The sequence below is a fragment of the Blastopirellula sp. SH421 genome (assembly GCF_057808535.1).
Genome location: NZ_CM173712.1, coordinates 26183 through 44245 on the forward strand (window position 1 = coordinate 26183; position 18063 = coordinate 44245).

16 protein-coding genes are annotated in these 18063 nt (G+C 55.3%); 7 read left to right on the forward strand and 9 right to left on the reverse strand.

The genetic code is table 11. The features are described from left to right. Positions 1-39: 39 nt before the first annotated feature. The 4 genes from SH421x_RS00100 to SH421x_RS00115 all read right to left on the reverse strand — a co-directional run bounded on the left by SH421x_RS00100 (position 40) and on the right by SH421x_RS00115 (position 2204). Complete coding sequence (locus SH421x_RS00100) at positions 40-810, reverse strand: DUF1828 domain-containing protein (protein WP_488853254.1); 771 nt, start codon at positions 808-810, stop codon at positions 40-42. After that, positions 807-1286: a hypothetical protein gene (locus SH421x_RS00105; RefSeq protein WP_488853255.1), complete on the reverse strand. Its 480-nt coding sequence runs from the start codon at positions 1284-1286 to the stop codon at positions 807-809. Before SH421x_RS00105 ends, SH421x_RS00100 begins: the two co-directional genes overlap by 4 nt. A gap of 274 nt (positions 1287-1560) precedes the next feature. Continuing rightward, positions 1561-1695, reverse strand: a complete 135-nt coding sequence (locus tag SH421x_RS00110) for a hypothetical protein (RefSeq protein ID WP_488853256.1) — start codon at positions 1693-1695, stop codon at positions 1561-1563. A gap of 194 nt (positions 1696-1889) precedes the next feature. Beyond that, complete coding sequence (locus tag SH421x_RS00115) at positions 1890-2204, reverse strand: hypothetical protein (protein WP_488853257.1); 315 nt, start codon at positions 2202-2204, stop codon at positions 1890-1892. Between the two features lie 383 nt (positions 2205-2587). On the opposite strand from SH421x_RS00115, the gene SH421x_RS00120 reads away from it, so the two are divergent. After that, entirely contained in the window at positions 2588-4054 is a 1467-nt protein-coding gene (locus SH421x_RS00120) for a DUF1501 domain-containing protein (protein WP_488853258.1), read from the forward strand. A 105-nt stretch (positions 4055-4159) separates the two neighbouring features. On the opposite strand, the gene SH421x_RS00125 is transcribed toward SH421x_RS00120, so the two are convergent. From SH421x_RS00125 to SH421x_RS00135, 3 genes are all read right to left on the reverse strand, one after another. Then, positions 4160-5305 carry a hypothetical protein gene (locus tag SH421x_RS00125; RefSeq protein ID WP_488853259.1) on the reverse strand — a complete coding sequence of 382 codons (1146 nt, stop codon included), beginning with the start codon at positions 5303-5305 and terminating at the stop codon, positions 4160-4162. Between the two features lie 42 nt (positions 5306-5347). Next, the gene (locus SH421x_RS00130) at positions 5348-6040 is read right to left on the reverse strand and encodes a hypothetical protein (RefSeq protein WP_488853260.1); all 693 of its coding nucleotides are present in this window, start codon (positions 6038-6040) and stop codon (positions 5348-5350) included. A gap of 64 nt (positions 6041-6104) precedes the next feature. Beyond that, positions 6105-6410, reverse strand: coding sequence for a hypothetical protein (locus SH421x_RS00135; RefSeq protein WP_488853261.1), 306 nt, complete (start codon positions 6408-6410; stop codon positions 6105-6107). Positions 6411-6599: 189 nt separating this feature from the next. On the opposite strand from SH421x_RS00135, the gene rlmN reads away from it, so the two are divergent. Continuing rightward, positions 6600-7655 (forward strand): dual-specificity RNA methyltransferase RlmN, encoded by a 1056-nt coding sequence (gene rlmN, locus SH421x_RS00140; RefSeq protein WP_488853262.1) that lies wholly within the window; start codon positions 6600-6602, stop codon positions 7653-7655. Between the two features lie 70 nt (positions 7656-7725). On the opposite strand, the gene SH421x_RS00145 is transcribed toward rlmN, so the two are convergent. Then, positions 7726-8346, reverse strand: a complete 621-nt coding sequence (locus SH421x_RS00145; protein ID WP_488853263.1) for a hypothetical protein — start codon at positions 8344-8346, stop codon at positions 7726-7728. Positions 8347-9027: 681 nt separating this feature from the next. Between SH421x_RS00145 and SH421x_RS00150 the strand changes: the two genes are divergently transcribed. From SH421x_RS00150 to SH421x_RS00170, 5 genes are all read left to right on the forward strand, one after another. Further along, on the forward strand, positions 9028-9912 hold the full coding sequence (locus SH421x_RS00150; RefSeq protein ID WP_488853264.1) for an alpha/beta hydrolase: 885 nt from the start codon (positions 9028-9030) through the stop codon (positions 9910-9912). Between the two features lie 215 nt (positions 9913-10127). Then, the gene (gad, locus tag SH421x_RS00155) at positions 10128-11555 is read left to right on the forward strand and encodes a glutamate decarboxylase (protein ID WP_488853265.1); all 1428 of its coding nucleotides are present in this window, start codon (positions 10128-10130) and stop codon (positions 11553-11555) included. 27 nt (positions 11556-11582) lie between these two features. Further along, positions 11583-12452, forward strand: a complete 870-nt coding sequence (locus SH421x_RS00160; protein WP_488853266.1) for a hypothetical protein — start codon at positions 11583-11585, stop codon at positions 12450-12452. A 218-nt stretch (positions 12453-12670) separates the two neighbouring features. Next, entirely contained in the window at positions 12671-16003 is a 3333-nt protein-coding gene (locus SH421x_RS00165; protein ID WP_488853267.1) for a beta strand repeat-containing protein, read from the forward strand. 174 nt (positions 16004-16177) lie between these two features. Next, positions 16178-17545, forward strand: a complete 1368-nt coding sequence (locus SH421x_RS00170; protein ID WP_488853269.1) for a Gfo/Idh/MocA family protein — start codon at positions 16178-16180, stop codon at positions 17543-17545. Positions 17546-17604: 59 nt separating this feature from the next. Here the strand turns inward: SH421x_RS00170 and SH421x_RS00175 are convergent, their stop codons facing one another. Then, on the reverse strand, positions 17605-18054 hold the full coding sequence (locus SH421x_RS00175) for a GNAT family N-acetyltransferase (protein ID WP_488853270.1): 450 nt from the start codon (positions 18052-18054) through the stop codon (positions 17605-17607). Positions 18055-18063: the final 9 nt, after the last annotated feature.

Sequence of the window (18063 nt, forward strand, 5' to 3'; positions counted from 1 at the left end):
AAGTTACCGTAAAAGCATTCCACCTGTGCTACTCGACAGTCAAGCTGCTTCACGACTCAAAACGTGATGTGAATTCTCGCGAAAATCTTCAAAACTCACAAACTGCTTATCCGCAGCGCTCGTAATTCGGCGACGATCATTCATTGAAAGAGTGTCAAAATCATCGTGGACGATATAGCCCTTAAATTTTTGTTGCGCCCGCTGGCACTCAAGAAAAATAACTGCAGCCAGCCTTGCCTGGGAACTATTTCGTACTGCGCACAAGTAGACTGGGTGCGGGTTGATGTTAAAAGCGCAAGTGAGCTCTAAATCGTCACGCCCGGCTATGGGTATTGCTCCAAGTTTAGGGGAAAAGTCTTGCAAGTTCGAAACGATAAACTCGTTGACCATCTCAAAAAAGAGGCCGCTTACAACCTCTCTCTTCAAGACCTCAAGAGTTGAAATCTTGGCTATAGTTTGAGCAAATTGCAAAATCGCCGGAGTGAGCGAATCAAGTCCGCACTCAATGAAGATATTCCCCTCTGATTCATTGAACGACATGCCGTTCTTTGCCAAGATGTCGTTAAATATCCGGCGTTTGTTGGGAGTGTCAATTTCAAACGCGTACGAAAGCCTCATCAGGGTCATACCATAATCGCATACCCTCAACTTCGCTTCGTCTGACGCATATATAAAGATGTCAACCATGTCCCCGTCTTCATGAAACAATGGCGCACGTACCTGGAAGATTCCAGGCCGTTTTTCGTGGAGCGAAAAGTGTTCGCCAAATCTATTGACAAGCTCTTCTGTAATGCAGCGTTTTCCGATCAATCAAACAGCTCCTGCTGTGTTAGACTTGGGAAATGAGAGTGGTCCCATTCAATCCTAGTTGTCTTCAGAAAATATCTTAGCGCTTGCTTGAACGATTGAAACTCCGTAGTCAGAATCCCCCCTTTTTCTGCTTTGTTACCTGCTTTCACATTCTCTTCTGTTGCTCTATGAACATGAAAGCTAGCATGCCAATCACAACTATCATCGTGCTTCTTAAATGGTCCATGCGGACCATTGCAGCGCAACAAGACAATGTCGCTTCCATCGTCGGCGATGTGCTTAAGCCCAATAGAGAAATTCTCCTCGAACTTCTCATTTATCCTCATAAAGACTGCAAATTGGCGGCTCGATTCGCAGCTCGCTCGAAATTCATTTCGTTTGCAGCCCATCAAACTGCCGAACGTTCTTTTCGGTGGTTCTGTTATTTTCTTGGTACAGTGGATCAAATCATCGATTTCTGCTTGAGAATAGTTCATGAAGCTAACTGCATTCTATCCATGATTAAGCAGGGGGAACTAAGACGGAGTACGGGGAATTCAGAATTCAGGCCGCTCAGCCCCAATCTTCCCATCTCAAACCCATCAATGCCAGAACTTGTTTTCCACTTTCTGGGCGGTTATCCAGTCCCATAGTTTGGGGATTGGAGGCTCCTGCCAATCTTGTCACTTTTGGCAGCCCAAGCGTTTATCTACGCCTGATTCCTGGTCCGGTTGCAATCGCCACACTATGGTGAGGCTGTTCGGCGTGTTCTTAACCTTGGTTGTACCGGGCATTCAGCTTTAGATTTTGATGGCGTTTAACCGGCAATGTGGGTAGGCTCTTAGTTCGCTTGTGTAACGCGAACTTCATTAACAACAACGTAGCCAGCAATACGGATGCGTTCATCGATTCTCCTTCAGCCATGACCGTCTATGCTGTTAACATAAACGGAGACCGCCGAAGGGACCAGAAAAATGCACAGGCGCCGTCGCCAAGTCTTCACCAGACATTTAAAAGTCCTCCGCCTCCTTTTAAGCCTCCAACTAGAAGGCATGCCGGAGAAGTGCTAAGAAGGTTTTGCGGGGGATAACGTCGTGCGCTTACAGATCGACCCCGATCTTCTTGGCTTGGATTCGCAGCGCCGGCGCGAAGTAGCGATACGGTTGATTGCGGTCGCGGCGACGAGCGTATTCAAAGCACGCCATGACCAGTTGCTTGGGCAGTACGTCGGTTTCGACCAGGAAAACTACTTCTTGGATAAACTCAAACTCGACTGGTCGGCGAGCGCGTAACCCTTTCTCGAGCGTGGCTCTCAGCGTCGGCGTGCCAGACTCGCCGCGTGCCTGGACGACAAACAAGCTGACAAACGCGGCGACACTAACCGAAAACAACCGCAGAAACTGACGACGTAGCATGTGTTACTCTCCCGATACGAGACTTGGGGGAGTAGGTAAGTATCAAATCGCCCAGCTGGGGTCAATGCGAAACGATTTTTCCCAGCTAGCAGCACAAACCAGCTTGAAGCGACGTCTAGTGGAAGCTTGACCACCCTAAGGTAGTTCTAGAGCTAAATTTCGTTTGACTCTTACTTCTATCCAGGTCTATACTGCGCGGTACGCCGATCAGCATGGGGTTGTTGATTGCGCTAGTAGCGAGGAGGACCGCGCAATACCCCTTGCGCCGGATGGACTTTCGCGGCAAAACCCACACCTGCCTGCCGCATCTGCTGAAAGCCGTTCTACCTCCGACGACATCCATTGGGTTGTTAAGTCGGAAATCGCGAATTGGAGTTCTCGCCATGCTTGTTATCCCTGGGCAAAAAGCCAAGGACGTTTGTGATCCTCAATTGGGGCCAACGCGACGCGATCTGTTGCGTATCGGCGGTTCTGCATTTCTAGGCGTGACCTTAGGGCAAGCGTTGCAACTGCAACAAGCGGCCGCCGCCAGCGAGTCTCGCGGGTCAGGCTGGGGACGCGCCAAGTCGGTGATTATGGTTTACCTGCAGGGGGGACCGAGTCATCTCGATCTGTGGGATCCAAAAGAGAATGTGCCGGACAAGGTGAAAAGCGCTTTCGGCACGATCCATAGCAAAGTTCCCGGCATGGACCTGACCGAGATCCTGCCGAAGCTCGCCCAGGTGACCGACAAGCTATCACTGATTCGCTCGATGAGCTACACGCCCAATGGTTTGTTCAACCATACGGCGGCGATCTATCAAATGCATACCGGCTACACGGCCGACAAAGTTAGTCCCAGTGGTCAGTTAGAGCCGCCGTCTCCGAAGGATTACCCCAACTTTGGCAGCAACATCATCAAAATGTTGCCGCCCGACGTGCCGATGCTGCCGTTTGTGATGATGCCGCGACCGCTGCAAGAGAGCAACGTGGTGAACAAGTCAGGGACCGCCGGCTTCTTGGGTCGCGCTTATGATCCGTATTATCTCTTCCCGCCGGGAGACGATATGGACATGAACAAGATGGAGAAGATCAACATCACCGACTTGAGTTTGCGTCCCGAAATCTCATCCAATCGGTTGGGGCGTCGTGCTCGACTGCGCGATTTGATCAACGCCGGAATGCCGGCGCTGGATCAAGCGGTCGACAAGTACGACATGGACAAGTATTACGAAACGGCGATGAACTTGATCGCTTCGGGACGCGCTCGGGATGCGTTCGATCTGAGCAAAGAGAACGAAAAAACGCGCGAGCTCTACGGCCGCAATACCTTTGGCCAAAGCTTGCTGCTGGCGCGACGTTTGATCGATGCCGGCACGCGCGTAGTCGAAGTGATTTGGCCGAAGGTCGCGAACTCAGACAATCATAGTTGGGACCATCACGTCGGTTTGACCAACCGGATGAAAAACCAATCGGGGCCGATGCTCGATAGCGGCTTGTCTGCATTGATCGCCGACATGGATGAGCGCGGCATGCTCGAAGAAACGCTGGTCGTCGCGGTCGGCGAGTTCGGCCGCAGTCCGCAGCGAGGAGTTAGCACTTCGGGCAATGGCAACAGCGCCGATGGTCGCGATCACTGGCCCTATTGCTATACCGCATGTTTGGCCGGCGCCGGAATCAAACGTGGATCGGTCTACGGCGAATCGGATCAAACCGCCTCGTCGCCGCTGAACGATCCGGTTCATCCGACCGAGTTGCTAGCGACGATCTACCATGCCATGGGAATCGACCCAGCGACGATTGTTTATAACCACTTGAATCAACCGCGCGAGATGGTGAAAGCAGAAGCGGTCACCGGGTTGTTTGGTTAAGCCGGGTGATTGCCCTTAAAAATTGCTGGTTGCGCGGCGAACCACGCGCCGCGCAACCGGTGATCGAATCAAGTCTCAGCCCGTTTGCGTAGGTGAGAAACCCCCTTAAGTTTTAGGCGTTTTTCCCAAGAATCCTTGGTGTTTCAATTCGGCTTTCAGCGCACTTAAAGTCGGATATTGCTGCACCAACTCAACCGCTCGCTGGGCGGCCAAATCGGGCTGATGGGCAGTGCGAAGTGCGATCTGTAATTCGGACAACAGCTCGGCGGCTTGGCGATAACTGTCGCGGCTACGCTTTGCGACAAGCTCTTCAACTACTTTGAGCGTAGGTTTGGGATCGTTGGCCATCTCGACGCGACGTTGCAAGCGAAAGTTGCTTTCCTCTTCTTCGGCGCGCTGCGCTTCCGCTATCGAAAGCTTGTCAGCTTCCTTCCAAAGCTCGGCAATGGTGCGCGTACCGGGGTTGGTCGGCCAGGCGGGATGCGTGCCTGACTTCTGATAGGCTTTGAGTAGCTCTTTGCGAATGAGGACCGCCGAACCAGACATGATTTGGAAGAGCCATTTTTCCTTTTGGGCTGTGGTTTGTGCCGAGAGCCAAAGGTTGTAATTGGCGGTGGGATCATTCGCCGTAGGTAACGGCGAGCCTTGTTGCGCGGCCGCGTTGGCCAAGCTTTGATTTAGATTATAAAACTCCAGCAAAGCGCACTGCGCGTCCGTTAACTGATCCAATCCAGCCGGGACAGGCGGCTCCATCGCTTGGTCGGGGTCATGATTACTGTCCGATCGGACCGCCATCGAGGCCAAGTAGAGCGGACGTAAATCCCCGGACAAGATTTCGTCGCGCAGCGGCAACAGCCGATCAAGCAGCATGCCCAAATCCCAGAGGTCATCCAGCTCTGCATCCTCGTAATAGGGATCGATCTGCAGGATCCCGCCGGAGCCCTTTTTATCTTTGATAAACTGCAATGCTTCGCCATCCAGATATGGTTTGACGACGCGGCGATCTGGCAATCCATGCGGCAACCGAATCATCAAGCGACGCGTACCAAAGTTGGCGTAGTGCAGATGCATGTCATAGCCGCGACAGAGCATCTCTTCGGCGTCGCCGCTGAAATCGCTGTAGTTGTACTCGTTGTCAAACGACCAAGGAGTAATCTCTGCGCGCGACGATTGCTGCTGCATAAACTCCAGGTTCTCCTGGGTAACAGGCGCATCGATCGCACGGAACGCGACAAACTGATATTCGCTCATAGCAGACAATCCAGCGGTGAATCGGCGAGAGTTCGCTCAAGATTAGTCTTCGGTCGCAGGCTTTTCCGCCGGCTCCTCAGCTGGTTCCGATTCTGGCTCCGCCTCTGCTGGCGGATCTGATTTCTCCGCAAGGAACTGCGTATCGTTGGCGACCCGATAGATGGCGCTGGCTTTGCTGCCTAGATCATCTTTGACAACAAACAGCTCCAGCTTGTAGCGCCGACCGTCACGCACCGTTTCGAGCACCAATTGGCGAGCGACTTCGCTATTAAATTTGGCTGGCCGGACATACTGAACCCAGTAGGTCGATCCAATTTCAATCACCTTGGGTTGCGGATCGGCAAAGGTCAATTCGCCGATTTCGCCTGCGAGTGTATCGTACAAGACCTTGGCCGAAGCTTCGTCCTTGACGTCTTCAAGCGGACTGTCGCTGACATGCATCAGGATGCGCGGGATGCCGGAGGGTTCGGCTTCATAGGCGCCCAGTAGATATTCGCTGCGGCGGGGAAGCAATTTCCAGCCTTGCGGAATCGTCGTTTTCAAGCGTCCGCCGTCCAGCGGCGGAACCGGAACGCCGACCGGGGCCAGACTTAACGTCAGCTCCGGTTCGGTCGACGCTGGTTGAGTGGCGGGCGCAGTAGCCGATGCGCCGCCAGCAGGCGGCGCCGGCTGATCGGCCGAACAACCCGCCAGAGCGATGGTTAATAACGTAAGTAGTTGGATACGTGCGAACATACCGAGAATCCTCCGGGAGAGCATCCAAATGTCTGTCGCCCCAGAATCGAATCACGGGCGCGACTTATTCAATCACTTCCTCGATCGTCTCTTTGACCTTCTGGACGAAGTGCGGGGGTTTGCCCGACTTGCTAAGGTCTTGCGCCTTTTTCTCGGCTTCATCCTTTTGATCATACTCATACAGAGCGATCCGCTTCATCGATTGATTGAAGACGCCCCAGAAGAGTTTCATGCGAACTTCGGTGACTTTTTTCGCCCGCGATTTACGCTTGGCCTTTTTCTTTGGGGCGACTTCGGCCCCCTCAGCGGCGCTTTCCGCAGCGTCAGATTGTGCACGTAACTCTTTGCGGTTGACAACTTTGCGAGCCATAGGCCTGGTCTTTTTTGTCCGTTGTTGACTGCGATCGACAGCGAGGGAGAATTGATTGGTAAGAAAAGGTCCCGCGGCGAATCTCCGCTGGGAGGTTCCCCCCAGTGCGTAATCGGACCATTATACAGCACGGCGTTACGCTCCGCCACCGTTAGCTATTCGGCTCGATCCGCCACCTGAGGGACGCGCATGACGCCCCATTTGCTGCAAACTCTTGATTTACCTGCTCTCACGGCGATGGTCGTCGAGTGGGGTCTGCCCAAGTTTCGTGCGCAGCAAATTCGTAGCTGGATTGTCGAGAATCGCGCCGAGTCGTTTGACGACATGGCCAATCTGCCCAAACCGCTCCGAGCTCAACTGGCCGAGAAGGCCCAGTTGTGGTCGACCCAGATCGCGCGTCACACGACCGCCGCCGACGGGACCGAGAAGCTGCTGCTGCAATTGCATGACGGCGGCCGGATCGAGTGCGTCTTGCTGCGTGACGGCGATCGCCGCACGATCTGCATCAGCACGCAAGTTGGCTGCGCTATGGGGTGCGTCTTCTGTGCAAGCGGACTGGATGGGGTCGAGCGGAATCTAACCGTCGGCGAAATCATCGAGCAGATGCTACGTCTGCAACGCTTGTTACCAACTGGCGAGCGATTGAGCCACATCGTGGTGATGGGAATGGGCGAACCGCTGGCGAATATCGACCGATTGCTGCCGGCGCTCGATTTTGCCTCGTCCGAAACAGGGTTGGGGATCAGTCATCGCCGCATTACGATCTCGACGGTCGGCTTGCCCCCGGCGATTCGACGGTTGGCCGATCGCGATAGCCGATACCATTTGGCTGTTTCGCTGCACGCGCCTGACGATCAACTGCGCAATCAAATCGTGCCGACCAACAAAAACATCGGCGTCCATGCGATCCTAGAAGCTGCCGATCATTACTTTGAAGTCTCGGGTCGTCGACTGACGTTTGAATACGTGCTGTTGGCCGAGCTGAATGATCAGCCAGAGCATGCGCATCGCTTGGCGAAGTTGCTTCGCGGTCGACCGGCGCTGCTGAATATTATCCCCTACAATCCAGTCGCCGGCTTACCCTATCGCACGCCCAGCAAAGAAGCGCAACATGCATTTCGCGCCATTCTTGAAGGGGCCGGTTTGACGGTCAAATTCCGGCAGAAAAAGGGAGATAAAATCAACGCGGCATGCGGTCAATTACGTCGAAATACCCCAGAAAACCTGGTTCAAATCAGCGTTTAACGCTTCCGACCGGCGCTGCATTTTTCGAGCAGCATGATGCGGCGGCGCTGCGTAGAGCTACCTAGTAGATCTAGTAGAGCCAGTAGAATCCCCATTCAACGGTCAGGTTCATACATAGCGCTATGAACAGACCAATTCCCAAGTAATGCCCCAGGTCTCGTTCTTCTCGCAGCGCCAGATCAACCGTTGCCGCCATCAAGGTCTGTGCGGCGGCCGCAGCGGCCAGCACGATCACGCACCGGCTCGCCCAAAAGTCAGAGCCGGTCATCATGTCGGTCGGAGAGAAGATATCCATCGACGCGATCGCTAACTGCGGCAATGCAAAGGTGAAGGTGACCAATTTCCACCGCATCTTGGGAATCATCGTGGTGGTGATCATCCCGATCGACCAGATCATCAAGCTCAATACGGCGGCGGCGGGACCCAGCATCGGCTTCAACCAAGCGGGACTCGCCCACGACAGCCAGATGAATTCGCGGAAGAAATAGAAGGGTACGTACAGCATCACCAGCAACATCAGAAAGTTGCCCGGCGACCAGCGGGTGCTCAAATCCAAGCGCCGCCGCCGCGTGAACCACCGCCATGCAATCATGGCGCTGATCACACCGACCGAAATGTTGACCGACGCGAACGTGGCGTAGGCGACGTTGGCGTCCATGCTGCCAGCAAAGTCAAACCCAGCGTATTTCAAGAACGCGGTGGAAAAACTAAGTCCGACACAGATCAGGGACGTAGCGACTATGAGATCGCTTACCGAAATCGTCAACGATCCCGGCGCGAAGAGTCTTCGTTTCGATGGGGTCATCTATTCTGGAATCAGGAGCTGAAAAGGGAGGGTTTCTGCCGTGTTCGCCCGCCAGGAACCGCGACACTCAGAGAATAGGGTGAAGTGACTATCTGCAAATAAGTCGCGGAAATCGCCGATCTCAAGTTCCCAACTTTGTGATGGGAGGGTCGCCGTCTCCGATGTACTTCACCTACTAATGATACCAATAACCCCATGAAATCAAGCGCGTTTCGTCTGCTCCTAAGATTTTGCGAAAAAACGTAGGATGTGAAATGGAAAATCCGCGCGTTTTTGGATTAAATTAACGTTAGTGTCAATTGTGGATGGTTTAAGGGCATTTAATTTTCCAATTGTCGGTGTCTCCCATCGGGATCGATAGATCTGTCTAAAACACGCACAAACTCTCGAAATAGAGAATTTTGCGATTGGGTGAACAAATCCCTGGCCGTTGTCGCTGGTTGATCCTAGTTTTGCCGCTGCATGGTTTATTTCGGACCCGGGTGAATTTTGTCGGAGAGCGGTGATGGTAGGATGGGAGCATCGCTGGTTCCCACCCGATTGGCCATCCGCCGAGTTTTTTGCCTGATGAAACGATTCGCCCCGTTCGCTTTGTTGCTGATCGGTTTTGCCTCGCTCGCGACGGCGGCCGATACCGACTACCAGCTTAGCCCCGATTCGACGCGCAAAGCCGAGGTCCCCCAAGGAGCAGTCACCAAGCACGTTTTCGCCGCCAGCAAGGTTTTCCCGGATACGTCGCGCGAGTATTACCTTTATGTTCCCGCCCAGTACGACGGTCAGACGCCGACCGCGGTGATGGTCTTTCAAGATGGTCATACGTATGTCAACGAGACGGGTCAGTTTCGGGCGCCTGCGGTGATGGACAATTTGATCGCGGCCGAAGAGATGCCGGTCACGATCGGCATCTTCCTCAACCCAGGGCATAAAGGGGAGAGCAAGATTGACTCACCGTGGCGATCCAATAACCGCAGCTTTGAGTACGATACGCTCAGCGCCGACTACTCCAACTTCATCATTGACGAAATCCTGCCTACGGTCGCCAAAGACTACAAGCTGACCGACGACCCCGATCTACGAGCCATCTGCGGCATCTCGTCCGGCGGCATCTGCGCGTTCACCGTCGCTTGGGAGCGGCCCGATCAGTTTCGCAAAGTGTTGAGCCATGTCGGCAGCTTCACCAACATCCGCGGCGGCCATGTCTATCCCGCTTTGATTCGCAAGACGGATCCGAAGCCGCTCCGCATCTTCCTGCAAGATGGCGAGAACGACGTCGACAACGAACACGGCAACTGGTGGCTCTCGAACCAACAGATGGCGAAAGCACTGGAGTTTAAAAAGTACGACTACAAGTTTGTCGGCGGAACCGGCGGCCATAGCGGCGTGCACGGCGGCGCGATCTTGCCCGATTCGCTGCGCTGGTTGTGGCGCGGTTGGGATCAAGGACAACAATAGCGACCAGCAGGTTTCGTCAGCAGACTGATTAGATAGCGCCGGAATGAAGATATCTGGCGTACGTTTAACAAATTCCTGCAATGACCCACGATCCCTGCAATGTCGCTTTCTTGTCTTCAATCCGCGCTGCATCCCATGCACGATTCTGGTAGCCTAGGCGCCTATCGGCCCGGTATTGCTCGGAAGCCGGTATCTACAGCGGCGCTGCGTCGCGCATGTCCTACGACCACCTGGAGACCTCGCCGATGGTTCTGCACGAGAAAGATGATCGCCGCGAAGAGTTGGATGATGACGTTTACGCATCGACCGATCTTTCGGTCGCAATGCCCAAATACAAATTTCCGCACATCGAGCAGAACCCGCGACATGCTTATTCGGTGGTGCATGACGAGCTGATGCTCGATGGCAACTCGCGGCAAAATCTGGCGACCTTCTGTCAGACATGGGTCGAGCCGGAAGTCCACAAGTTGATGGACGAATGTCTCGACAAAAACATGGTCGACAAGGACGAATACCCGCAGACCGCCGAGATCGAAGCGCGCTGCGTCCACATGCTGGCTGATTTGTGGAACTCGCCGTCCGAAGCCAACACCATCGGCTGTTCGACCACTGGTTCGAGCGAAGCGGCGATGCTGGGCGGGATGGCGATGAAGAATCGCTGGAAAGCCAAACGTGTCGCCGCCGGCAAACCGGTCGACAAGCCGAATCTGATCACCGGCCCCGTCCAAGTTTGTTGGCACAAGTTTGCTCGCTACTGGGATATCGAACTGCGCGAAGTGCCGATGGAAGAAGGTCGCTTGCTGCTGACGCCTGAGGAGGTGATCAAGCGATGCGACGAAAACACAATCGGCGTGGTCCCAACGCTCGGCGTAACCTTCACTTGTCAGTATGAGCCGGTCTTTGAAATCGCGGCGGCCCTCGACAAGCTCGAAAAAGAAACAGGGCTCGATATTCCCATCCATGTCGACGCGGCCAGCGGCGGTTTTCTGGCGCCTTTCTGTGCACCAGAACTGGTCTGGGATTTTCGTCTGCCGCGCGTGAAATCGATCAACACTTCGGGTCACAAGTTTGGTCTGGCGCCGCTGGGCGTTGGCTGGGTTATTTGGCGGGAAGAAAAAGATCTGCCCGACGATTTGATCTTTTGGGTCAACTATCTCGGCGGCAATATGCGTGACTTGGCGCTTAACTTTTCGCGTCCCGGCGGGCAGGTCGTTTGTCAGTACTACAACTTTTTGCGGCTTGGTCGTGACGGCTATCGCAAGATTCATTCGGCCTGCTATGACACCGCATCTTACCTGGCCGAAGAGCTTGAAAAGATCGGCTTGTTCGACGTTATCTATGACGGTGATCGCCGCAGTGGTATCCCGGCGCTCTGTTGGAAATTGAAGCCCGGCGTCAAGGCTGGCTTCTCGCTGTATGACCTGGCCGATCGCCTGTGCACGCGTGGTTGGCAAGTGCCGGCTTACTCGTTGCCGGACAATCAAAGCGATCAAGTGATCCAGCGAATTTTGGTTCGTCACGGCGTCAGCCGCGATCTTGGCGCGCTCCTCTTGGAAGATATCCAGCGCGGCATCGACTATTTCAAGAATCACCCCATCGCAGAGCCGCTAACCGAAGAGGAAGCGGGCGGGTTTCATCACTAATCCTAGGTTCGAAATTATCACCTTGTGATGAACGAAACCGAACCGGTGGAACAGATCGAAGAGCATGGCGCCTGGCCGTTTGTCACGCTGCGCATCGGGCGTCGTATGGGCGAAATCTGTCAGCAATGGCATGCGCGGCGTCATCGCAAACAGTTAGCGCCGCCTGAGACGCTGCTGGTCAGGCGAATGCCGCAGCTTCTAATCCGCGGGCTCTGGCTTCCTCACAAGTTGAACTGGTGGATCGGGGTCATCTTCGCGATTGGCGCTGGTTTGTTCGCGTTGGCCAGTACTTTGAGTCTCTGGCCTGAATGGGCGAACTCCTTGCGATGGAGCGAACCGAGGATCGGCGCGATCTATTTCGCCGGTTCGATTCCATTTACCATCGCTGCTTACTTACAACTATTTCAAGCCGCCAACGCCGGCGAGTTTGGAGTAGCAAAACCGCTTCGCACCACACTCTTCGCCTGGCGCCCGCATGATGCGGGCTGGCTGAGTTGCATGTTGCAGTTTGTCGGCACGATCTTGTTTAACTTCAACACGTTTGACGGGATGTGGCGGAGTCTGAGTTGGTTGCAGCAAGACCTGTGGGTTTGGCTGCCCAACTTGATTGGCTCGATGCTGTTTCTCGCCTCCGGCTATCTGGCGTTTATCGAAGTCTGTCACGCCTACTGGGCGACGCAGCCCAAGAACCTGTCGTGGTGGATTGTCACAATCAATCTACTGGGGTGCGTAGGTTTCATGCTCTCTGCAATGTTCGCAATCGTGCTGCCGGGCGAGCCAAACGCCGTTGCGAGGACGGCGGCGACAGCGTTTACTTTGCAAGGAGCGATCTGCTTTTTTGTGGGTGCGGTGCTAATGTTGCCGGAGACGGCGGAAGCCGGTGAGCAAGCCGATTGAGCTGGATTCGCTGGCATTTCTGTTTGTCGATCCTTCGTTTCGATAGCGTCTAAAAGTAGATCTCGACGGCGCTCTCCAGGAATTAAGTTTTCTTCGCATAAAAATAACACCCCTCTGGTTGATTGTGGCCTGACCACTCGATAGGCTATTCGTCGGATCAGGAGAAGCGGCTTGATTAATCGTGATTTTCACCCCCATGCCTCTCTCGGAGAATACGCATGTCGAGTCGCAAAGGCTTCGCGCTCTCTTTTCCTTCGTTCAAAAACAAGGTGAAGAAACGACGTAAACAACAATCCAAAAACTTGTTCAGCCGCTTGCAGGCCATCGAGACGTTGGAAGAGCGCCGGGTGCTGGACGCTTCGAACATCTTCTACGTTGACTTTGATGCTTCTGGTCAAGGGAACGGCTCGAACTGGTTGAATGCTTATACCAGCTTGGAGCAGGCGCTCTCGAGGACTCACGATACGCCGGGGACCGACGAGATCCGGATTGCCGCAGGAACCTATACGCCTGAGCTGCATGGACAATCGGGTCGGGACGGTTCGTTCTATCTGCCCGATGGCGTTTCGTTGGTCGGCGGCTATGCCGGTACGCCGAATGCTCCGGAACTGCGCGACATTGATCTTTATCGCACCATTCTCAGCGGCGATCTGGGCACAATCGGCGATAGCAGCGATAACAGCTACAACGTCATCACCATGAACGGCGGCGGCGTCGCTTCGCTGGATGGAGTCACCATACGCGACGGCAACGCCAACGGATCGTCGGGCAACGATAATCAAGGCGCCGGCGTCTATGTCAGCGGATCGCAGCTTACGATCAGCAATTCGATCGTGACCGAAAATCACACTTCGGGCAGCGGCGGCGGAGTCAACGGCAGCTCTGGCGCAGTGGTCACTTTGATCGATACCCTCGTAACACAAAACAGCGCCGGCTACGGCGGCGGCTTGTATGTGAACGGCAGCGAAATGTTGCTGGATAACGTTACAGTTGCTGGGAATCAAGCAATCTATGGCGGCGGCGTGATGAGCCATGCCGCGCAGCTCACCATCCAGGGCGGCCAGCTGACCACCAACACCGCGAACGCAGGCGGCGGCGCCGTCTTTAGCTTCCAAAGCACGTTCTCGGTTGACCAGGCAGAAATCAGCGGCAACAACGCCAACATTGGGGGCGGCCTCTCGATCGGTGGCGGCAGTGCTGCGATCGCCAATACGGGATTCACGGGCAATCATGCGATCAATAGCGGCGGCGGTCTCTACATGACCAACAACGCCAACGTCGATATGAATGCAGGATCGCTGCAAAATAATACGGCCAATGTGGGCGGCGGCGTCGCGGTCATCAGCGCCGCTTTGACCTTGACCGACGTCGACGTGACCGACAATGCGTCGACTGCCGAAGGAGGCGGAATCAGCACCTACTACGCCAATTTGACGATCAACGGAGGCGAACTGTCTAACAACCAGGGGCAACGCGGCGGAGCGATCGATCTGGTTGGCGGTGTCGCCAACATCAGCGGCGTGCAAGTGCAGGGTAACCAAGGGCTCGCCGCTGGCGGCGGAATCCGTGGATCCAACGGCGCCGAGGTGACGATCAGCGATTCCAGCGTGATCGATAACCTCTCGAACTATGGGTCGGGACTTTACATCAACGGCGGCAAGATGACGGTCGAAAATACCGAGATCGCCGGCGGCAATGCGATCTTTGGCGGGGGGCTGATGGCGCACGCCGCCGAGCTCACGATCATCGGCGGTACGATCCGAGACAACAACGCCAAGTCGGGCGGCGGAGCGTTGTTCGCGTTTCAAAGTCAGTTCGAGATCGACGGCGCTGAAATCCGTGATAACTCCGCTGCCAACGGCGGCGGGCTCGAAGTGCAGTCGAGCACCGGCGCAGTAACCAACGCGACCTTCGCCTCGAATCATGCAAACAGCAACGGCGGGGGAATCAACGTCTTTAGCAACAGCACGCTGACCATTCAGCAGTCGCACTTGGAAGCGAACTCGGCCAGCAACGGCGGCGCGGTCCGCGGGCTTAGCGGCGCGACGGTGACGGTCAGCGATTCCAGCGTGATTGATAATCTCGCGAACTACGGCTCGGGACTTTACATCAACGGCGGCAAGATGACGGTCGAAAATACCGAAATCGCTGGCGGCGATGCGATTTACGGCGGGGGGCTGATGGCGCACGCCGCCGAACTTACGATCATCGGCGGCACGATCCGAGACAACAACGCCAAGTCGGGCGGCGGAGCGTTGTTCGCGTTTCAAAGTCAGTTCGAGATCGACGGTACCAATATCCGCGACAACACCGCCAATACCGGCGGAGGGCTCGAAGTGCAAAGCAGTACCGGTACGGTCACTGGCGCTACGCTGGAATCGAATCAGGCGACCTTCGATGGCGGCGGCGTCAACGTTTACAGTAACAGTACGCTGACGATCCGTGATTCGCGCGTTGCGGACAACGCCGGCAGAAACGGCGGCGGCATCAACGCGAACTCCAGCACGCTCTCGCTCGACAATGTAATTGTTGCGGGCAACACGGGGAACTTTGGCGGCGGAGTTGCCGCCAACGGCGCCACGCTGTCGATCATGGGCAGCACTTTCCGTCAGAACGCAGCACAAAACTGGGGCGGCGGACTTTTCATTTCCGGCGGCCAATTTACGGTGCAAGAGAGCAAGTTCCGTGATAACAGCTCGCAGTTGAACGGCGGCGGCATGGCCGTTCAGTATGGCGTTGGCTCGATTGCGGGCTCGACATTCAAAGACAATACCGCCGAACTCAACGGCGGCGGGATCTACATCTACCGCAGTAATGGGGAGGTCGCGATCAGCGACGCCAATATCAGCGGCAACCAAGCAAACGAGGGAGGCGGCGTCTTTGTCGATCAAAGCAGCGTCAGCCTGACCGATAGCCAGGTCAAACGTAACGCGGCCCAATACGGCGGCGGTTTGGTGAACAATCAAGGCAATGTCACGATCCTTGATACTGACTTCCTCCGCAATACGGCTGATAAGAACGCCGGCGGCGTGAGAAACTATCTGGGCGCGATGACGATCACCGGCGGCGAGTTCAGTAACAATCAAGCGCTCGGTTTGAATCAACAGACGTCGACCAATTTGATTGGCCGCGGCGGCGCGATCGAGAATGTCGGCAAGGACGAAACCGACTCGTTGACCATTCAAGGCGTATCCTTTGTGGGCAATTACGCGGCGCAACAAGGTGGCGCTATCGATAGCAACGGCGCGGCCGCGTCGCTTTCGATTTCTGACAGCAACTTTTTGCTCAATCGGTCGGGTGCTCGGGGAGGCGCAATCGCCAGCCAAGGGACGGTTGTCGCGACCGATACCTTGTTTGCGATGAACTCGGCCGAAGAGCAGGGAGGCGCGATCTTCAATGATGGCGACTTCACGCTTGAACAGTCGTTGGTCTTGTTGAACAAAGCAGGGCGCGGCTGGAGATCGGGTGAAGGTAACGCCGTCTACAACACTGTGGACGCCAATCTGGAAGTGATCGACTCGTTGATCCTGGGGTCGATCTACGACGAATAATCAGTTCTGCTCTCTCGATCTACCGCAGCCCGGTCGACTTCGCGTTCGCCCGGGCTGCTTTTTTGGATAGCATCGCCGTTTCGGCAAATCCAGATTGAAGCACGCGACAATCGCAGTTGGGTCGAATACGATAAGAGTCGTTCACCTTGTCTGCCCCAACTTTTGGAGAACGCCGTGGCAAACTCTTCCTCTTCGCTCCCGCGTCGTCAGTTTCTCACTTCCAGCGCCGCCGCGTTGACGCTGGCTTCACTTCATTCGCGCGCGTATGCCGTAGCCGCCGATGCTCCCAAGCGAGTCGGTTTGATCGGCGCCGGGTGGTATGGCAAAAGCGATCTGTGGCGGTTGATCCAGGTTGCGCCGGTTGATGTCGTCTCGATCTGCGACGTCGATCAAAACATGCTGGCCGGCGCGGTGGAGATCGCCAGTCAGCGTCAAGCGTCGAAGAAAAAGCCGCGCACTTACGGCGACTATCGTGAAATGCTAAAGGAGCAAGATCTCGACATCGTGTTGGTTGGTTCGCCCGATCATTGGCACGCGCTGCATGCGATCGCCGCAATGGAGTCCGGCGCCGACGTCTATTGTCAAAAGCCGATCAGTCGCGATGTCCGCGAAGGCGAAGCGATGGTAGACGCCGCGCGCAAGCATGGCCGCGTCGTCCAGGTTGGCACCCAGCGCAAGAGCACGCCGCATCTGATCGACGTGAAAAAGCAAGTGATCGAAGCAGGGTTGTTGGGAAAAATTGGCCACGTCGAAATGTGCTGCTACTACCACATGCGGGCCAACGGCAATCCGCCGCTAGAATCGGTTCCTGATTTTTTGGACTACGAAATGTGGACCGGTCCGGCGCCGTTGCGACCTTACGATGGTCTGCCGCATCGCCGTTGGTGGCGCACCTTTACTGAGTACGGCAACGGCATCATGGGAGACATGTGCATTCACATGCTCGACACGGTGCGCTGGATGCTGGGACTGGGCTGGCCCAATCAAGTCACGTCGAACGGCGGCATTTACGTGCAGAAAGATGGCAAATCGAATATCAGCGACACGCAAACGGCGACCTTCGCCTATGACGATTTCGACGCGGTTTGGACGCATCGCAGCTGGGGGACTCCGACGGATCCTGACTATCCATGGGCGCTGTTTATCTACGGCGAAAAAGGAACGCTGAAAGCCAGCACGATGCGGGCTGACTTCATTCCTCAAGGAGGAGGCAAACCACTGCACTTTGACTGCTTCTTTGAACGCGAAAAATACCCTGAAGACCTGACCGAAAAAGATATCGAGCTGAACGCCGCTCCGGCGACTCGGCTGCATATGCAAGACTTTTTGGTGGCGATCGAAAACCGAGGGCGCCCGGTCGCTGATATTGAAGAAGGTCATATCTCTACCGCAAGTTGTCTATTGGCGAACGTCAGCATGGGACTCAACGGTCGTCCGCTGCGTTACGATCCCGAGAAACGAATTGTCACCGGCGATGAACAAGCGACCCAGCTGTTGACCAAGCCGTATCGCGATATGTGGAGCCATCCCGGACAAGCCTAAGCAAGATTCTGCCTTGAACAGTCACGTAGGTCGAAATGGATAGCGACATGCGTGGCTGCTCAGGTTTCAGCATCCAGCATCATCAACCAATAAGGCCCTTCAGGGCTGGTCGATTGCGAGTCACGCCGCCAGCCCTGTTTTTCATAAAACGCTAGCGCCTGTTCATTGGCGATATTGCATTTCAATCGAGCCGGCCGGCCCACTTGCGCCAAACAGGCAGCCAACAATTTTTCGCCCACGCCGCGGCGCTGTTGGTCGGGCGCAACAAATAGATTGTGAATGAAGTTTTCTGGCGGCCACCACGAGACGAAGCCCACAATCTGACGATTGCGCTCAGCGACCCAGATCGGTTCGTCAGCCGTCGCTTGTTCAAAGTCATCAAACCGAATCTTGGCCGGCGGAAACCAATGGAACGCCTGCTTGCGAGCCGCGTAAAAGATCTTGGCGCAGGCAGGATGATCGCGCCGCCCGGCGACGCGGGTAATTAATGGGGAAGTTTCGTTGGGCATAGGTTTAGT

What these genes read in the sequence shown, in the direction of transcription:
- SH421x_RS00105 (WP_488853255.1), bottom strand. Translation starts at nt 1,286, where the DNA reads ATGAACTATTCTCAAGCAGAAATCGATGATTTGATCCACTGTACCAAG.
- SH421x_RS00110 (WP_488853256.1), bottom strand. Translation starts at nt 1,695, where the DNA reads ATGAACGCATCCGTATTGCTGGCTACGTTGTTGTTAATGAAGTTCGCG.
- SH421x_RS00115 (WP_488853257.1), bottom strand. Translation starts at nt 2,204, where the DNA reads ATGCTACGTCGTCAGTTTCTGCGGTTGTTTTCGGTTAGTGTCGCCGCG.
- SH421x_RS00120 (WP_488853258.1), top strand. Translation starts at nt 2,588, where the DNA reads ATGCTTGTTATCCCTGGGCAAAAAGCCAAGGACGTTTGTGATCCTCAA.
- SH421x_RS00125 (WP_488853259.1), bottom strand. Translation starts at nt 5,305, where the DNA reads ATGAGCGAATATCAGTTTGTCGCGTTCCGTGCGATCGATGCGCCTGTT.
- SH421x_RS00130 (WP_488853260.1), bottom strand. Translation starts at nt 6,040, where the DNA reads ATGTTCGCACGTATCCAACTACTTACGTTATTAACCATCGCTCTGGCG.
- SH421x_RS00135 (WP_488853261.1), bottom strand. Translation starts at nt 6,410, where the DNA reads ATGGCTCGCAAAGTTGTCAACCGCAAAGAGTTACGTGCACAATCTGAC.
- rlmN (WP_488853262.1), top strand. Translation starts at nt 6,600, where the DNA reads ATGACGCCCCATTTGCTGCAAACTCTTGATTTACCTGCTCTCACGGCG.
- SH421x_RS00150 (WP_488853264.1), top strand. Translation starts at nt 9,028, where the DNA reads ATGAAACGATTCGCCCCGTTCGCTTTGTTGCTGATCGGTTTTGCCTCG.
- gad (WP_488853265.1), top strand. Translation starts at nt 10,128, where the DNA reads ATGTCCTACGACCACCTGGAGACCTCGCCGATGGTTCTGCACGAGAAA.
- SH421x_RS00160 (WP_488853266.1), top strand. Translation starts at nt 11,583, where the DNA reads ATGAACGAAACCGAACCGGTGGAACAGATCGAAGAGCATGGCGCCTGG.
- SH421x_RS00165 (WP_488853267.1), top strand. Translation starts at nt 12,671, where the DNA reads ATGTCGAGTCGCAAAGGCTTCGCGCTCTCTTTTCCTTCGTTCAAAAAC.
- SH421x_RS00175 (WP_488853270.1), bottom strand. Translation starts at nt 18,054, where the DNA reads ATGCCCAACGAAACTTCCCCATTAATTACCCGCGTCGCCGGGCGGCGC.